Source organism: Nocardia sp. NPDC059228 (genome assembly GCF_042754245.1).
Classification (GTDB): domain Bacteria; phylum Actinomycetota; class Actinomycetes; order Mycobacteriales; family Mycobacteriaceae; genus Nocardia.
This window is the reverse complement of the sequence record NZ_JBHZAL010000005.1, coordinates 116,145-130,937: the sequence shown is the minus strand read 5'-3', so window position 1 is coordinate 130,937 and position 14,793 is coordinate 116,145. Positions and strand designations below refer to the sequence as shown.

Below are 14,793 nucleotides of genomic sequence, written 5' to 3'. Positions count from 1 at the left end.
AATGGATGATCACACAGCATCATTGGAATTCGGTGGATCTTCCTACATACCGAAGCGGAAATGCTGCTGGGTAGCGTCCTGTCCATGACCACCGCCACCGCCATGGCTCAGGCACTCGCAGCGGGCGGCACGACCGCGGCCCACCTGGCCGCCGTCGCCGTCGACCGGGCCCAGCAATCGGATTCGACCGCGGTACTCATCACCGTCACCGCCGAGCGCGCCGGATACCAGGCCGCGGCTGCCGATCGCCGCCGCCTGCGCGGCACCCGGCGCGGTCCGCTCGACGGAGTCCCGATCGCGTGGAAGGACGTCTTCGATATCCAGGGCACGGTCACGACCAGCGGCTCGGCCGGCCACCTGCACGACGAACCCGCCGCGGTGGACAGCCGCCTCGTCCGGCGCGCCCATGACAGCGGGCTGGTCACCATCGGCAAGACCAACCTCAGCGAGTTCGCCTTCTCCGGTCTCGGGATCAACCTCCACTTCGGCACCCCGGCCAATCCCGTCGACCCGGAGCTGGTCCCGGGCGGCTCCTCATCCGGATCCGCGGTGGCGGTCGCGCGCGGCATCGTCCCGCTGGCGGTCGGCACCGACACCTCGGGATCGGTACGGGTGCCCGCCGCCTACTGCGGAATCGTCGGGTATCGCGCCAGCCCGGGACGCTACGGTGCGAACGACTTCGCGCCCCTGTCCAGCACACTCGACAGCACCGGCATCCTCGCCACCAGCGTGAACGACATCATCGCTCTCGACCGGATTTTCGCGCCCATTCGACACGGCGAGCACTCGCCGCTTCGTCGATTCATCGTTCCCGGCGGCGAGTGGACAGAAGACGTCACGCCTGGGATCGCCGCCGATTTCGAGGCCGCACTTGCCGAAATCCGCCGCGCCGGAGCTGATATTCGCAGGCGCGACATGGCATCGCTGAGTGCTGCACAGGAATTGATGGACGGTGGCGGCACCATCGTGGGCGCGGAGGCATACCGTCTGCACCGTCACCGTCTCGGCTCCGGCCTGCCGATCGAGCCCGCCACCCGGCGAAGGCTCGAAAGCAACTCGCACACAGCGGATTCCATCGCCCCGGTGTACGCCAGGATGCGCGCCCTGCGCGCGGAATTCGCCGCTGAACTCGACGGAGCGGCACTGCTGTGCCCCACCGTGCGTCACCCACCGCCACGCCTGGCCGATCTCCGCGACCCGGCCGGCTACGACAGCGCGAATGCCGCCACTCTGCGCACCACGATGGTCCTCAGCTACCTGGGCACCTGCGGAATTACGCTGCCTGTCGGGACTTCGGCAGGCGGGCCCGCGTGTGGGCTGCTGCTGTCGCTGCCGTCCGGGCGCGACGGCGACCTGCTGGCGCACGCCGAGTGGGCGCGGCGCATCTTCGTGAACGCGCGGACGCCGTGACGGCCGTGCGTGCCGTCCCGGACCGCGTCGCGAGCCGCTGACCCGCCACTCCGATGTCCATCGCCGAACAGGTGCCGGACGGTACGTAGGCTGCAAGGTGACGATCGAGATCCAATTCGAGGACCTTGTCCGAGCCCGTCGGCTTGACGTGAACGCTGGGTGATGATGTGGAAACGGTCTGAAGTGCACGACTGGCAAACTTCCACGCCAGGTGCAGAATCCGCGCGCTACCAGTCCGATAAGCCCCTCTTCTCGATGCGTGCACATGTGCTGTCGTGGTCGATGCGCCCGACGACCCCGCCCCTGCCGTTGGGCGTCGCGGTGGCCGCGTTCTTCATTGCGGCGGAGTCGGTTCTCGTCCTCTGGCTCGGGCAGATCGCTCCCGGCAATGCCTTCGGTGTCGTCTATCTGCTGGGTGTTCTGGTGGTGTCGACGGTGTGGGGACTCGGCCTGGCGGTGACGACATCGGTCGCCAGCGCCATCGCCTTCGGCTATTTCCAGAACTGGCCGGAGCAATCCAGTCCGACCGCAGTCCAGAACGGCGTCACCATCGCGGTCTTCCTCTGCGTGGCGCTTCTGGCCAATACCCTTGCGGCAGTGGCCCGATCGCATGCCGCGGAGGCGAATCGCCGCCGCCGTGCCGCCGACCTCGTCGCCCAGCAGCAAGCCGCGTTGCGGCGGGTCGCCACCCTGGTCGCGCGCGGTGCGACATCGTCGGAGGTGTTCTCCGCGGTGGCGTACGAGTCGGCCAGGTGTCTGGGCGTGGTCAACGCCTCCCTGTTCCGCTACGCACCCGATGGCTCGGGCAGGTTCGTCGCGGCACGCGACGAACCCGGACTGCCCAGGATGCCGGTCGGCGAGCGGTTCACACTCGAGGGCGAGAACATCGCGGCGATGGTGCTGCGCACCGGCGGCACCGCCCGGATGGACAGCCACGACCAGGCGACCGGTTCCGCCGCCGCGCGCATCCGTGAGCTGGGTCTGCGCTCGGGCGTCGGGGCGCCGATCGTCGTCGACGGCCACCTCTGGGGCGCGATCGTCGCCGGATCGTCGCGCCGCGGGCCCCTGCCGGCCGACACCGAGGAGCGCCTCGCCGAATTCGCGGACCTCGTCGCGACCGCGATCGCGAATACCGAGGCCCGGGCCGAACTCACCGCATCCCGCGCCCGCATCGTCGCGGCCGCCGACGAGGCACGGCGCCGGATCGAACGTGATCTGCACGACGGCGCGCAACAACGCCTCGTCTCGTTGGGACTCGCGCTCCGCACCGCCGAGGCATCGGTGCCACCCGAGCTGACCACGCTCGAAGCGCAACTTTCCGACGTCGTGCAGGGCCTGGTCGGCGTCTCGGACGAACTCCGCGAGATCTGCCGCGGGATCCATCCGGCGATCCTGTCGAAGGGCGGACTCGGCCCGGCGCTGAAGGCGCTCGCCCGTCGCTGCACCGTTCCGGTGAACCTCGACCTGAACCTCGGCACGCCCATGCCCGAATCCACCGAGACAGCCGCCTATTACATCGCGGCAGAGGCGCTGACGAACACGGCCAAACACGCGCGGGCCACCGAAGTGACCGTGCGCATCACCACCGTCGGTCACCAGCTCCAGCTTTCGATCCGAGACGACGGAATCGGCGGCGCCGACCTGGCCAAGGGCTCCGGGCTGGTCGGATTGCGAGATCGCATCGAAGCCCTCGGCGGCCGGATGGAGCTGACCAGCCATCCGGGCGAGGGGACGTCGCTGCAGGCAGGCATCCCGTTCGCGACCTCGGCTGCGATATCCGAGGAATAGCCTCGTCTGGGCCCGATCGTGCAGAAAACAGGTATGGGGGTAGGTAGATATCCCGTCGTCCGAGCGGCGCTTCCCGAAGAAGGTGGTGGAGGACAGGTCAGCCACTACCGCTCGGGAACATCATGGATGGACGGAATCAGCAGCGAGGTCGCGACGCGTTCTGGGTTCGGTCGGCGCTGAGTCAGCTGGCGTTTCTCACGTCCGGCAGATCGATCGAACCGGACGCGAGGTCGGTGATCGAATTCGCGATCCGGTGGGCGCCGTTCGGTGGTGCGAGCGCGGGCGAGCTGTTGGTGGCATTCGGTGTCGACCGGCGGCGGTTCATGACGCTGCTCGAGGAAGGGCTGCGGACCCGGCGATCCGACAATTCGGAGCAGCGGTGGTTCAAGCAGCGATTGTCGGACGCGTTGACATCGGCGTGGCGCGTTGATGGCCACATCAGGGCTGGTGATCTTCGATGCTGACCCGTGCCGAGGAAGCCCGGTTGTCGGCCCAGGGCGATGTGCACGTGCGGATCTGGTTGGGCGGAACGGTGTTCGACTACCGGGCAACCTTGGCCGCCGCGCGGAATCTGATTCATGATTGTCGCCGAAAGTGCTGGTGTGCAATCGAATTGATCATGCAGGAGCTCGAGGAATCGCTGCCGGAAACGCGCCTGCCGAATGAGCGATTGTTCCTCGATCCGCAACCTGTCGGGTGGTAACCGAGTGAGCGGATTCAGGATTCGGGCTGCTCGGCCGCCCATGTCGCGATCTGCAAGCGCGAAGTGAAGCCGAGCTTGGTCAGGATGTGTTCGACGTGACCTTCCGCGGTGCGCTGTGAGATCACGAGCTGGGCGGCGATCGCCCTGTTGGACAAACCTCGGGCAACGAGCTCGGCGACCTGGCGCTCCCGTTTCGTCAGGGTCGCACCGGGACCCTGGGCGGGTGCGGCGGCGCTGGACTGCTCGCCGAGCGCAAAGGCCACAGCGGAATCGAACGTCATGGCGGCGCCTTCCTGGCGGGCCGCCTCGAATGCTCTCGCACCGAGCGCCTCCCGGGTGGTGCGCACGCAGTCGTCGCGGTGAACGCGCAGAACGGGAAACACGAAGGCGGAGCTGTCGGCAACGCTCACCAGCGAATCGGCGGCACCCATCAGCACAGCTGCGCGTCGATCAGGGTGTTGCCCGGCCGTGACCCAGGCCAGTGCCTCCATACAGGCCGCGGCGACGAGCGGATCCGCCGCCAGCCGGGCCAGCCGAATGCCCTCCTCCAGCAAGCGCGCAGCGCGGTCGGGCTCGCCCCCGCGCCAAGCGGTGTACCCCGCTGCCCACAATGTCCAGGACCGGAGCATCGTTTCGTGGGCGGATTCGGTGATTGCGAGCACCCGCTCGAAGCATTGGATGGCCCGCGACATGTCACCCAGGAGCGCGCAAGACCATCCGAGGGAGATCAGCGCATCCAATTGCAGGCTGAGCTCACCGAATGCTTCGTAGATCTCGACGGCTTCGGCCACGAGCTTGTGCGCGTGATCCACGTCAGCGTCGCCCCTCATCAGAACGGTGTTGCCGGCAGAGTGAGCGAGCAGAGCCCCAACCACGGGTTCGGTGGTCTGTTCGGCCACGTGCCTGAGTTGTGCCAGTTTGTCGGTGGCATCGGCGAGGTCGCCTTGCAGCGTGGCCATTGCCTCGGCGGCATGGAGCGCCTTGGCCCGGTCAATGGTCCGCGCCCCGGCCGTGTGGGTGAGTGCACGAGCGGCCCAGCGGCGGCCCTCGCTGAGCCGTCCGCGCATTATCCAGAACGGGTAGAGGGCCATCGTCATCCGCAACGCTGCCTCGTTCGCCTCGGACAGCGCGAATTCCAGTGCTTTACGGAGATTCGGCAGTTCCCGCTCCAGCCTGGCAACCCACTGCATCTGGTGCGGTCCGATCCATTCCGCCTCTGCCTGCAGCGCCAGACCGAAGCACCAATCCTGGTGTCGCCGAACGGAATCCATGTACTCGCCGGCGTCCTCAGCCTGGTGCCTACCGTATTCCTGGACGGTCTCGAGCATCCGGAAGCGGACAGTTCGATCGACTTCCTCGCGGATCAGAATCGACTTGTCGACCAGTGCGGACAAGGAGTCGAGCAACTCCGATTGCGTCAGGTCGCCACGGCATATCTGTTCGGCGGCGTCGAGCTCGAAACCGCCTGCGAAGACCGACAATCGGGTCCACAACCGTTGTTCGTCCGGCGTGCACAGGTCATAGCTCCAGCCTATGCACCAGGCCAGGGTCTGCTGTCGCATCGGGGCGCCGCGCCGTCCGCGAGTCAGCAGACCGTAGCGGTCGTCGAGCCGGGTCAGAATCTGGTCGAGCGACATCGTGCGCAGCCGGGCCGCCGCAAGTTCGATCGCCAGCGGGAGTCCGTCCAAGCGAGCACAGATCCGGGTCACGCAGGCTCTGTTGTCGTCGTCGACTTCGAAGCCGGGCACCACCGCGGCGGCTCGTTCGGCGAACAGGGCCACGGCGTCTTCACGAGCAACTCTCGATGCCGACTTGACCGCTGGATCGGGAATCGTCAACGGGGGCACCGTGAGCACCGATTCTCCGCTGACATTGAGAGCCTCGCGGCTGGTCGCCAGAATCCGCACCTCCGGACAGGCCCTCAGCAGCGATTCGGTCAGTGCCGTGACCGCGTCGATCACCTGCTCGCAGTTGTCCAGCACCACCAGCACGTTGCGGGTGGACAGATATCCGACCAGCACGTCGAGCATCGGTCCGCCCCCTCTGCTGCGGAGGCCGAGCGCGGTGGCGACGATGTCGATCAGTAATGCCGGATCCCGCATATCGCCCAGCTCGACCAGCCACACGCCGTCGGTGAACTCTCCGGTCACCTTGTGCGCGACACGCAGTGCGAGCCGCGACTTACCGACCCCGCCGATCCCGGTCAGCGTCACCAGACGCGAACCGGCGAGCAGGTTCTTGACCTCGGTCACCTGGATGCGGCGATCCACGAAACTGGTCAACTCGAGCGGAAGATTCCCGGCGCCGTTCGGTGCCGTGTCCGCCGATGTCGCCACCGAGTAGGACTCGGTTCCAGGTTCGGCCCGCAGGGGCATGCGGTCGACCAGGAAGCCGTACCGGCGCTGGAGCTCCCGGAGTTGGTCTCCCAGCTCCGCGGCGGTGGGGCGGTCGAGCGGGTTGCGCGCCATCGCACCCTCGATCAGCGTGCACACATCCTCGGGAATGTCGTTGTCGCGCAGATCCGGAATCGGTTGCTGGGTGATGCGCAGAAACTGAGCGACCACCTGTTCACCGCTGCGGCGCTCGAAGGCCGCGTGACCGGTCAGCGCGCAGAACAATGTGGCTCCCAGCCCGTAGACATCCGAGGCCCGGCTCGGAGCCTCCCCACTGAGCACCTCGGGTGCGGTGAAAGCCGGAGAAGCGGTGATCGTGCCGGTCGTGGTCTCGAAACCGCCGGTGATGTGCGCGATCCCGAAATCCGTCAACGCCGGCTCACCGTAGTCGGTCAGCAGAATGTTCCCCGGCTTGATATCGCGGTGCAGAACGCCGGTGCGATGCGACGTTTCGAGCGCACCGGCGATCTTCACCCCGAGGTGCAGGATCTCCGGCAGCGGCAACGGGCCGTCGCGCTGAATGCGCGTCTGCAGCGAGCCGAACGAGTGGTACGGCATCACCAGGTAGGGGTGACCGCTGCCGGTGGCACCGACCTCCAGCATGCCGACGATGTTCGGGTGTCCGGTCAACCGACCCATCGCTCGCTGCTCGCGCAGGAACCGCTCGCGATTCTCGTCGAATTCCTCGGTCAGCACCTTCACCGCCACCGTGCGATCCACACCGACCTGGCGACACCGGTACACCGCTCCGAACCCGCCCCGCCCGATCTCCACCGCGTCCTCGAAACCGGCAGTTCTCAGCTCCGTGATGACATCGACGCCGACATCACGCTGGGTCTTGCAGGGATCGTTCTCGACCATCGGTTACTCGTGATCTACCAGCGGGCACCAGCCAGAATATCTCCGTCGGCGCTCGTCCGGACCGGATGTTCGTACGCTGCCGCCAGGCCCCGGTCAGGGGTCCGCGTTCAGCGTTTCAGCGCGAAGCCCTCCGCGGACCCGACATCGATGAAGGTGCGTGGCAGCCGGACGGGTCCTTCGCACGTGCGGGCGCCGCATCGCATGTTCGATATCCGAGGGGGTTGCTTGTCGATCAGCGGAATATCGCCGATCGCAGTGCGGCCAGCACTCTGCCGGTGTTGGGGCCGAAGCTGAGTAGGACACTGTCGGACATGTCGATGATCCGGTGCGCGTGCCCGGCGGGGGTTTGTGCGATGCCCGGGATTTTGAGCAATCCCGTTGTGCCACCGATCGAATCGAGCCCGTCGGTCATGACGAGGAGGATGTCCGGGCGGGCCGCGATCATGGCCTCGCCGGTGATGGCGAGTGTGCGTCGACGATCAGCATGATCAGAAACCTGCCATCTCGAATGTGCTGTTACACAGCGTCTTTCGCAGATGATCACGTCACGTGGCCGGTTCGCGAGCGGAGCACCTCGAGTTCCGAAGCCGAACAACCTCTTGGGACGATCGGGCAGCTGACCCCAGGACCTACCAACGCATTGGAATGCCGATTATGCGATGTTGGACAAGCATTCCGTGTCAGAGGTCTCGCGCTCGGTCAGGTGTCGAGTGATTGGCGATCGGCGAGCCAGGTTTGTGGGTTTTCGCCGGTGGCGAGGAAGATGGTGCGGCGTCCGACTTGTACGGCGTGGTCGGCAAACCGCTCGTAGTAGCGACCTAGCAGAGCGAGATCCACAGCGGCAGTTACTCCGCCGTGCCAGTCCGGAGCGAGTACCACGGTGAACAGTTCGCGGTGCAGTTCGTCCATCACGTCGTCCTGCTGATCGAGTTGCGCGGCGTCGTCGGGGTCGCGAAACTCCAAAACCGCTGCGGCGCTGGTGACTATGGCAACCGCAGCCGCACCCATGCTCGCGACAATGGGGCGGACCGAGTCCGGGACGGCATGGTCGGGGTGCCGGCGTCGGGCGACGGTGGCGATGTGGCTGGCCAGGGTGCCCATGCGGGCGAGGTCGCCGACGAGCTGGAGGGCGGTCACGACCTGGCGCAGTTCACCGGCGACCGGGGCTTGCCGGGCCAGAAGATCGACGGCGGCCTGTTCGCAGTGATCACGCATGGTCTCGATCTCCGTGCACATGTCGATAGCGTGCTCGGCCTGTTCGATGTCGGCGTTGAGCAACGCGTTCGTCGCCGACGCCACCGCGGTCCGATCGCGCAGACTCATCGCCACGAGCAGCGTGGCGAGACGAGCGAGACTCTCGTGATACTCGGTCCGCATGGCTCCATCTTCGTCGAACCACGACAGTTGCGCTGACCAGCAGAAACAGGCTAACGGTGGGCAATGCCACCGGACTTCGTGACCCTCGAGAAACGGAACCCGGCGGGCCGGTCAGTCCCTGTGGGGCCGGTCGGCCCGGTGCGATAAGCGCTCGGTGAATGTCTCCGCCCATGCCGCCGACTCCGATACCTCGGCGGTGTCGTAGGTGCGCCGGGTCGCGGTCGAGCCGCTGTAGCTTTCGCGTCGCGGTGCCCCGCCGGGTCTGGCCTGCATCGCCAGTAGCCGTACGCCCCAGGACACGTATGCCTCCACGCTCATCCCCGCATCGTCGGCTGCATCCTTCAAGGTGAGCCAGTCGTCATCGCCGACGGTCACCACGATGTCCCTGCTTGCCATACCCGGGAACGGTAGACCGCAGACTCCGCAGACGCCCGCCGACACGTACCGAGCAATGGTCATGTATCTGCGGCCCGACGAGGTCCGGCAACTGGCAGTGGACTTCCGGCGCGAGGAGATCGCCTGGTGGGTGGTCGACATCGTGTCGGTCGTGATTGCCGAGCGTCTGGGGCGTAGTGGTGACAGCCTGATGAAGAACGCGCCGTTCTTTTCCCGTCTGCCGCAACCGAATCCACGCAAGCCCGGCACCGTCATCCCGTGGAGCATCGTGCTCCGACCGACCACCCATCCGCCCTCTGGGCTCAAGAAGCCGTGAACGTACCCAGCCCCGAGGACAGGTTGATGGCGACGCCGTTGGCGGTGGCGGCTGCGACGATCCGGCCTGCTCCGGTGAACACCGACACCGATGCCGGGGCGCAGTCGCAGGATTGCTGTGATATTGCTCGAATTGGCAGGTCGGTCACCGCCGTTTTTCCGGTCGTCAGGTTCGCCCAGTGGATCTGGACGGCCGAGTCGGGCATGCTGCCACCGTCGAACTGTGGTGGGGTGGCGACACCGAAGGTGGTGACGCCGCGTTGCTCGCCGACGGTCGCCGTCAAGCCGATCGTGAACTGCCTGGGGCCTCCGATTGATTGGGACACTTCCATCAACGGGAGCTGGAACGTGGTCGTCTCCGCGGCGTGAGCGACGGCGTGCTGCCCCAGAACCAGCGCACTTGCCATGGCACCCGCGAAACCCAGCTTGCCGACCGCGCCGGCAACCCGGCGGATCACGTTGTTCGTCACTAGCCCTCCTCACAGTTGGTTCCTGCTGATTCCTGCGTGCATCGAGATCGGCGACGCGCTGACGACTGCCCTGAACGAGCACCCTGCCAGTAAAACAACCCGAGATCCGATATTCACGGCATCGCCCCGCGCGTCGCCGCGGGGCAACCCGGTGGCGGCGCACTGCCGCCGAACGCGAGCTAGGAATTTGCTCGACAACGGGACACAATACTTGCAGGGATGACTGTTCCAGAGCGATCTGCCGTTTTCGGCAGACCCACCTCGTCCGCACTGATTGGGGCGGAACCGACATGCACCGAGACGGTGAGCGACCGAAACGCCTCAGTGTTTCCGCGCTGGCGGCGGTAGCCAACCCGTCGTACTCGCGAATCGATACCTGGAATCTTCTCGACGACGCCTGCCGTCAGCTGGCCGATGTCGACCGTGCCGGTCAGGACACCACACATGAGGCCGCCGTGGTGCGACGTCTGCTCGATCGTCTCGGCGCCTACGAGCGGTACTGGCTGTATCCGGGAGCGGAGCGACTGGCGGCGTTTCACAGATATGTCGACGACCTGGCCACGGCGCGGCTCACCGAGGAGGTGTCGCTGGCCGTGCGCCTGCTCTCCGAATACGGCGACCGCACAGCCCTGTTCGACACCTCCGCGCCCTTGGCCGATCAGGAGCTCGTGGCTCGGACCAAACAGCAGCAGTTCTATACCGTCGTGCTCGGCGACGATTCCCCGCCCGGGGCTCCCGAGAGCCTGGCGGAGAGCCTGCGGGCGCTTCGTGACCCGTGCGACGATGTGCAGTTCGAGCTGCTCGTCGTCACGAGCATCGAGGACGCCATCACCGCCGTCGCGTTGAACGGCGAGATTCAGGCGGCGATCATCCGGCATGACCTGCCGCTGCGTTCCCGCGACCGGGTGCCGTTGATGAACACGCTGCTCGGCGCCAACGAAGACGTGGTCGTGACCGACCGCACCCACGACTGGGTCGAATGCGGTGAGTGGATCCGGAAGCTGCGGCCTCATATCGACCTGTATCTGCTGACCGACGAGTCGATCGCAGCGGAGACCGAGGGCGAGCTGGACGTGTACGACCGCACGTTCTATCGGCTCAACGATGTCACCGACCTGTACAGCACAGTGCTCGCCGGCATCCGGAACCGGTTCGCCACACCATTTTTCGATGCTCTGCGCGCCTATGCGGCCGCACCGGTCGGCCAATTCCACGCCCTTCCCGTCGCGCGCGGCGCCAGCATCTTCAACTCCAAGTCGCTGCAGGACATGGGCGAGTTCTACGGCCGCAACATCTTCATGGCGGAGACGTCGTCCACCTCCGGCGGGCTGGACTCGCTGCTGGACCCGCACGGCACGATCCGGGCGGCCATGGACAAGGCCGCCGCGACCTGGTGTGCCGATCAGACGTACTTCGTCACCAACGGAACATCCACCGCGAACAAGATCGTCGTGCAGGCCCTGACCCGGCCGGGCGACATCGTTCTGATCGACCGCAATTGCCACAAGTCGCACCATTACGGCCTGGTGCTCGCCGGCGCGTACCCGATGTACCTGGACGCCTACCCCCTCGCGCCGTTCGCGATCTACGGAGCGGTGTCCCTGCACACCATCAAGAAGGCGTTGCTGGACCTCGAGGCTGCCGGGCAGCTGGACCGGGTGCGCATGCTGCTGCTCACCAACTGCACGTTCGATGGCATCGTCTACAACCCCCGGCGGGTGATGGAGGAGGTCCTGGCGATCAAGCCGGACATCTGCTTCCTGTGGGACGAGGCGTGGTACGCGTTCGCGACCGCGGTGCCGTGGGCCCGGCAGCGGACCGCGATGGTCGCCGCCGAGCAACTCGAATCGACATTGTCCTCACCCGGTTACGCCCAGGAGTACCGCCGGTGGCAGGCGTCGATGGAGGGCGTGGACCGTGCCGAGTGGGCCGACCGCCGGCTGCTTCCCGACCCCGGGCGGGCGCGGGTGCGCGTATACGCGACGCATTCCACCCACAAGTCGCTGTCGGCGCTTCGGCAGGCGTCGATGATCCATATCCGCGACCAGGATTTCGCCGCCCTCGTCCGCGAGATGTTCACCGAGGCGTTTCTGACCCATACCTCGACGTCGCCGAACCAGCAACTGCTGGCGTCGTTGGACCTGGCGCGCCGGCAGGTCGACATCGAGGGCTTCCAGCTGGTCCGCAACGTCTACGACATGGCGCTGGTCTTCCGGCACCGGGTCCGCAAGGACCGGCTGATCGGCAAGTGGTTCCGCATCCTGGACGAGGCCGACCTGGTGCCCGAGGAGTTCCGGGCCTCCGAGGTCAGCTCGTACCGGCAGGTCAGGCAGGGTGGGCTGGCGGAGTGGAACGAGGCGTGGCGGTCCGATCAGTTCGTGCTCGACGCGACGCGGGTCACCCTGTTCATCGGCAAGACCGGCATGAACGGATACGAGTTCCGCGGGAAGATCCTGATGGACCGCTTCGGCATCCAGATCAACAAGACCTCGATCAACAGCGTGCTGTTGATCTTCACGATCGGCGTCACCTGGTCGAGCGTGCAGTACCTGCTCGACGTGCTGCGGCGGATCGCCATGGACTTCGAGCGCAGCGAGAGCGCGGCCGGCAAGGCCGATCGCGCCCTGCAGCTGCGCCGGGTCGACGCGATCACCAAGGATCTGCCCGCGCTACCCGACTTCAGCGAGTTCGACACCGCCTTCCGTCCCGACGGCGCCAGCTCGTTCGGCGACATGCGATCGGCCTTCTACGCCGGATATGAGGAGTCCGACCGCGAACACGTCCTGCTCGGCGAGGCCGGGCGCCGGATCGCCCAGGGAAAGACCCTGGTGTCGACGACGTTCGTCGTCCCCTATCCGCCAGGCTTCCCGGTGCTGGTCCCTGGTCAGGTGATCTCGCGGGAGATCCTCTATTTCCTGGCCGAGCTCGACGTCAAGGAAATCCACGGCTACAACCCCGACCTCGGGTTGTCGGTCTTCACCGATGCCGCGCTCGCGCGGCTCACGGCCCGGCGCCTGGGTGTCGCCACGGTCGATGGTGTGCCGACTGTGACGAGGCAGGATCAGTCCTCCGCGGCGTCGGTGTAGCGCTGGAGATAGAGGGCTTCGCCGAGCTTCTCGAGGAGGTCGAGTTCGGTCTGCAGGTAGTCGACGTGCTGCTCTTCGTCCTCGAGGATCTGTTCGAAGAGGCGAGCCGAGATCGCGTCGCCTCGCGAGCGCATCAGCTCGATGCCCGGGCGCAGCCGGTCGACGGCGTCGATTTCGATCTGCAGATCGGCCTGCAGCTGTTCGGCGATGGTCTGTCCGATACGTAGCAGGCCGAGTTTCTGGTAGTTGGGAAGCCCATCGAGAAACAGGATTCGATCGGTGAGGATTTCCGCGTGCCGCATCTCGTCGATCGACTCGTGGCGGGTGTGCTGGGCCAGTTTCGGGAAGCCCCAGTGCTCCTGCATCTTGGCATGCAGAAAGTACTGGTTGATCGCGGTGAGTTCGGCCGTCAGCTGGTCATTGAGCAGTGCAATGATGTCCTTGTCGCCCTTCATGGCGTGATCGTGGCACAGATCACACGGGGCGGCGAGGTGCGAGCGCGCGTGTCGGATCAGGCCGCTGAGGACTCGGCGCCGGACGACGCCTGAGCCTGGCTGAAAACCTCCGCCAGTCGCCTCGCGCAGTTGCCGCAGCCCGGTCGCCAGCCGCAAGCGCGTTTGACCTGTCGGACGGAGTGGGCGCCACGCGAAACGCAGTCGTGCACATCGTCTTCGGAGACGGCGTTGCAGATGCAGACATACACGGGCGGGCCTCGCTGGCGGGAGTTGTTTTCCGAAGAGGCCCACCACTCAGAGGTAAGCCTCCCCTAATTTATAGCACCGGATGGGGGAATCGGGAAGGCCGCGCTCGCGGGGGTCGCCGCTCGACAGCCGGGTGCCGTTGCCGGGGCCGACAATGGTCATATGACCGGCAGTGTTCAACTGCGCGTGTACGCCGAGCTGAACGACTTCCTGCACCAGGACGTCCGGTACACGGCGCAGCCTCGGCCGATCCGTCCCCATCAGACCGTGAAAGACGTCGTCGAGGCTGCCGGTATCCCGCACACCGAGGTCGACTTGATCCTGGTGAACGGCGAATCCGTAGGCTTCGGCCACCACCCGCAGCCGGGCGATCGGCTCGTCGCCTACCCGATGTTCGAGACGCTGGATATCGGCCCGCTGACCCGGGTACGCCCCCATCCGCTGCGTGATCCGCGTTTCGTCGTCGATGTCAATCTCGGCGGGCTCGGACCGCTGCTGCGACTGATGGGACTCGACGCTCGCTGTGAGTGGGACGCCGACGACGCCACTCTCGCCGCGACGGCCGCCGCGGAGAATCGCATCCTGCTCACCCGCGACCGCGGACTTCTGAAGCGGCGCAACGTGACCCACGGCGTCTTCGTCCGCTCGAACCGCCCGTTCGAACAGCTGGTGGAGGTGATCCGCCGCCTCGACCTGGCCGATCGGCTGGCCCCCTTCACCCGTTGCCTGCGCTGCGGCGGCCTGCTCACCGACGTGCCCAAGCAGGACATCATCGATCGGCTCCAACCCCTCACCCGCCGCTATTACGACACCTTCCGCGAGTGCCCGGAGTGCGGCCGGATCTACTGGCAGGGCTCGCATCAGCCCCGCCTGAACAGCCTCGTCGCCCGAATCCGCGCCGCGATCGGGTCGCCGTAGCGGGCCGAGAAAAAAATTGCCACCGATGTGCCCGCATGTATTGACTACGGGCAAAGGTGGAGGACACTTGTGTATACACCGAAACACCGGAGAACGCCGCAATGGCGATGGAGACGTCCGTCAAAATGAGCGGTGGAGCCCACAGGATTCGGCCAGGCCCCCGGCAAGTCGATTGGAAAATCGAGTGGTCAGCGACGACTGAGACTCGAGATTTCGATAGAGACTACCGGGGACTGATCTGTTCGGGGGCAAACGTACAGCGGCGGGGGGCCCAACCACCGGGCCGCGCCGGCGTTGGTGCAGTGCAAGCCCACCCCCGCGTGACCAGAAGTTCCGCAGCCGGCCGAGGGGGGGGACGCGCGCGCCGGGCAGGCC

12 protein-coding genes and 2 pseudogenes are annotated in these 14,793 nt (G+C 66.3%); 7 read left to right on the top strand and 7 right to left on the bottom strand.

Annotated elements, in window-relative coordinates:
* The first annotated feature begins 84 nt into the window (after window positions 1-84).
* The 4 genes from ACFXKA_RS10855 (at window position 85) to ACFXKA_RS10840 (ending at window position 3,901) form a co-directional block, all read left to right on the top strand.
* Complete coding sequence (locus ACFXKA_RS10855; protein ID WP_379427016.1) at window positions 85-1,410, top strand: amidase family protein; 1,326 nt, start codon at window positions 85-87, stop codon at window positions 1,408-1,410.
* Window positions 1,411-1,665: 255 nt separating this feature from the next.
* Window positions 1,666-3,198 (top strand): GAF domain-containing sensor histidine kinase, encoded by a 1,533-nt coding sequence (locus tag ACFXKA_RS10850; RefSeq protein WP_379427015.1) that lies wholly within the window; start codon window positions 1,666-1,668, stop codon window positions 3,196-3,198.
* 233 nt (window positions 3,199-3,431) lie between these two features.
* Window positions 3,432-3,662: a hypothetical protein gene (locus ACFXKA_RS10845; RefSeq protein ID WP_379427014.1), complete on the top strand. Its 231-nt coding sequence runs from the start codon at window positions 3,432-3,434 to the stop codon at window positions 3,660-3,662.
* Entirely contained in the window at window positions 3,656-3,901 is a 246-nt protein-coding gene (locus ACFXKA_RS10840) for a hypothetical protein (protein WP_354835812.1), read from the top strand. The genes ACFXKA_RS10845 and ACFXKA_RS10840 overlap by 7 nt, the downstream gene beginning before the upstream one ends.
* Window positions 3,902-3,915: 14 nt before the next feature.
* On the opposite strand, the gene ACFXKA_RS10835 is transcribed toward ACFXKA_RS10840, so the two are convergent.
* The 4 genes and pseudogenes from ACFXKA_RS10835 to ACFXKA_RS10820 form a co-directional block, all read right to left on the bottom strand.
* Window positions 3,916-7,155 (bottom strand): protein kinase, encoded by a 3,240-nt coding sequence (locus ACFXKA_RS10835; RefSeq protein ID WP_379427013.1) that lies wholly within the window; start codon window positions 7,153-7,155, stop codon window positions 3,916-3,918.
* A gap of 232 nt (window positions 7,156-7,387) precedes the next feature.
* Window positions 7,388-7,615 (bottom strand): annotated as a pseudogene (locus ACFXKA_RS10830) (ABC transporter substrate-binding protein); the annotation flags it as partial.
* Between the two features lie 239 nt (window positions 7,616-7,854).
* Window positions 7,855-8,532 (bottom strand): phosphate signaling complex protein PhoU, encoded by a 678-nt coding sequence (gene phoU / locus ACFXKA_RS10825; RefSeq protein ID WP_379427012.1) that lies wholly within the window; start codon window positions 8,530-8,532, stop codon window positions 7,855-7,857.
* Window positions 8,533-8,643: 111 nt separating this feature from the next.
* Complete coding sequence (locus ACFXKA_RS10820) at window positions 8,644-8,928, bottom strand: hypothetical protein (RefSeq protein ID WP_379427011.1); 285 nt, start codon at window positions 8,926-8,928, stop codon at window positions 8,644-8,646.
* Window positions 8,929-8,983: 55 nt separating this feature from the next.
* Between ACFXKA_RS10820 and ACFXKA_RS10815 the strand changes: the two genes are divergently transcribed.
* The gene (locus ACFXKA_RS10815; RefSeq protein WP_379427010.1) at window positions 8,984-9,244 is read left to right on the top strand and encodes a hypothetical protein; all 261 of its coding nucleotides are present in this window, start codon (window positions 8,984-8,986) and stop codon (window positions 9,242-9,244) included.
* Here the strand turns inward: ACFXKA_RS10815 and ACFXKA_RS10810 are convergent.
* Window positions 9,231-9,713 (bottom strand): hypothetical protein, encoded by a 483-nt coding sequence (locus ACFXKA_RS10810; RefSeq protein ID WP_379427009.1) that lies wholly within the window; start codon window positions 9,711-9,713, stop codon window positions 9,231-9,233. The genes ACFXKA_RS10815 and ACFXKA_RS10810 overlap by 14 nt on opposite strands.
* Before the next feature lie 290 nt (window positions 9,714-10,003).
* Here ACFXKA_RS10810 and ACFXKA_RS10805 point away from each other — a divergent pair.
* A pseudogene (locus ACFXKA_RS10805) lies at window positions 10,004-12,745 on the top strand (aminotransferase class I/II-fold pyridoxal phosphate-dependent enzyme); the annotation flags it as partial.
* A gap of 29 nt (window positions 12,746-12,774) precedes the next feature.
* Here ACFXKA_RS10805 and bfr read toward each other — a convergent pair.
* Window positions 12,775-13,254: a bacterioferritin gene (gene bfr, locus ACFXKA_RS10800; protein WP_379427008.1), complete on the bottom strand. Its 480-nt coding sequence runs from the start codon at window positions 13,252-13,254 to the stop codon at window positions 12,775-12,777.
* A 56-nt stretch (window positions 13,255-13,310) separates the two neighbouring features.
* Window positions 13,311-13,502, bottom strand: coding sequence for a bacterioferritin-associated ferredoxin (locus ACFXKA_RS10795; RefSeq protein ID WP_379427007.1), 192 nt, complete (start codon window positions 13,500-13,502; stop codon window positions 13,311-13,313).
* Window positions 13,503-13,662: 160 nt separating this feature from the next.
* On the opposite strand from ACFXKA_RS10795, the gene ACFXKA_RS10790 reads away from it, so the two are divergent.
* A complete protein-coding gene (locus ACFXKA_RS10790) occupies window positions 13,663-14,418 on the top strand; it encodes a Mut7-C RNAse domain-containing protein (RefSeq protein ID WP_379427006.1) in 756 nt (251 codons plus the stop codon).
* The last annotated feature ends 375 nt before the right edge of the window (window positions 14,419-14,793 follow it).

Bases quoted from the DNA above. Each gene is read 5' to 3' on its own strand.
- ACFXKA_RS10855 (WP_379427016.1), top strand. From the start codon at position 85: ATGACCACCGCCACCGCCATGGCTCAGGCACTCGCAGCGGGCGGCACG.
- ACFXKA_RS10850 (WP_379427015.1), top strand. From the start codon at position 1,666: ATGCGTGCACATGTGCTGTCGTGGTCGATGCGCCCGACGACCCCGCCC.
- ACFXKA_RS10840 (WP_354835812.1), top strand. From the start codon at position 3,656: ATGCTGACCCGTGCCGAGGAAGCCCGGTTGTCGGCCCAGGGCGATGTG.
- ACFXKA_RS10835 (WP_379427013.1), bottom strand. From the start codon at position 7,155: ATGGTCGAGAACGATCCCTGCAAGACCCAGCGTGATGTCGGCGTCGAT.
- phoU (WP_379427012.1), bottom strand. From the start codon at position 8,532: ATGCGGACCGAGTATCACGAGAGTCTCGCTCGTCTCGCCACGCTGCTC.
- ACFXKA_RS10820 (WP_379427011.1), bottom strand. From the start codon at position 8,928: ATGGCAAGCAGGGACATCGTGGTGACCGTCGGCGATGACGACTGGCTC.
- ACFXKA_RS10815 (WP_379427010.1), top strand. From the start codon at position 8,984: ATGGTCATGTATCTGCGGCCCGACGAGGTCCGGCAACTGGCAGTGGAC.
- bfr (WP_379427008.1), bottom strand. From the start codon at position 13,254: ATGAAGGGCGACAAGGACATCATTGCACTGCTCAATGACCAGCTGACG.
- ACFXKA_RS10790 (WP_379427006.1), top strand. From the start codon at position 13,663: ATGACCGGCAGTGTTCAACTGCGCGTGTACGCCGAGCTGAACGACTTC.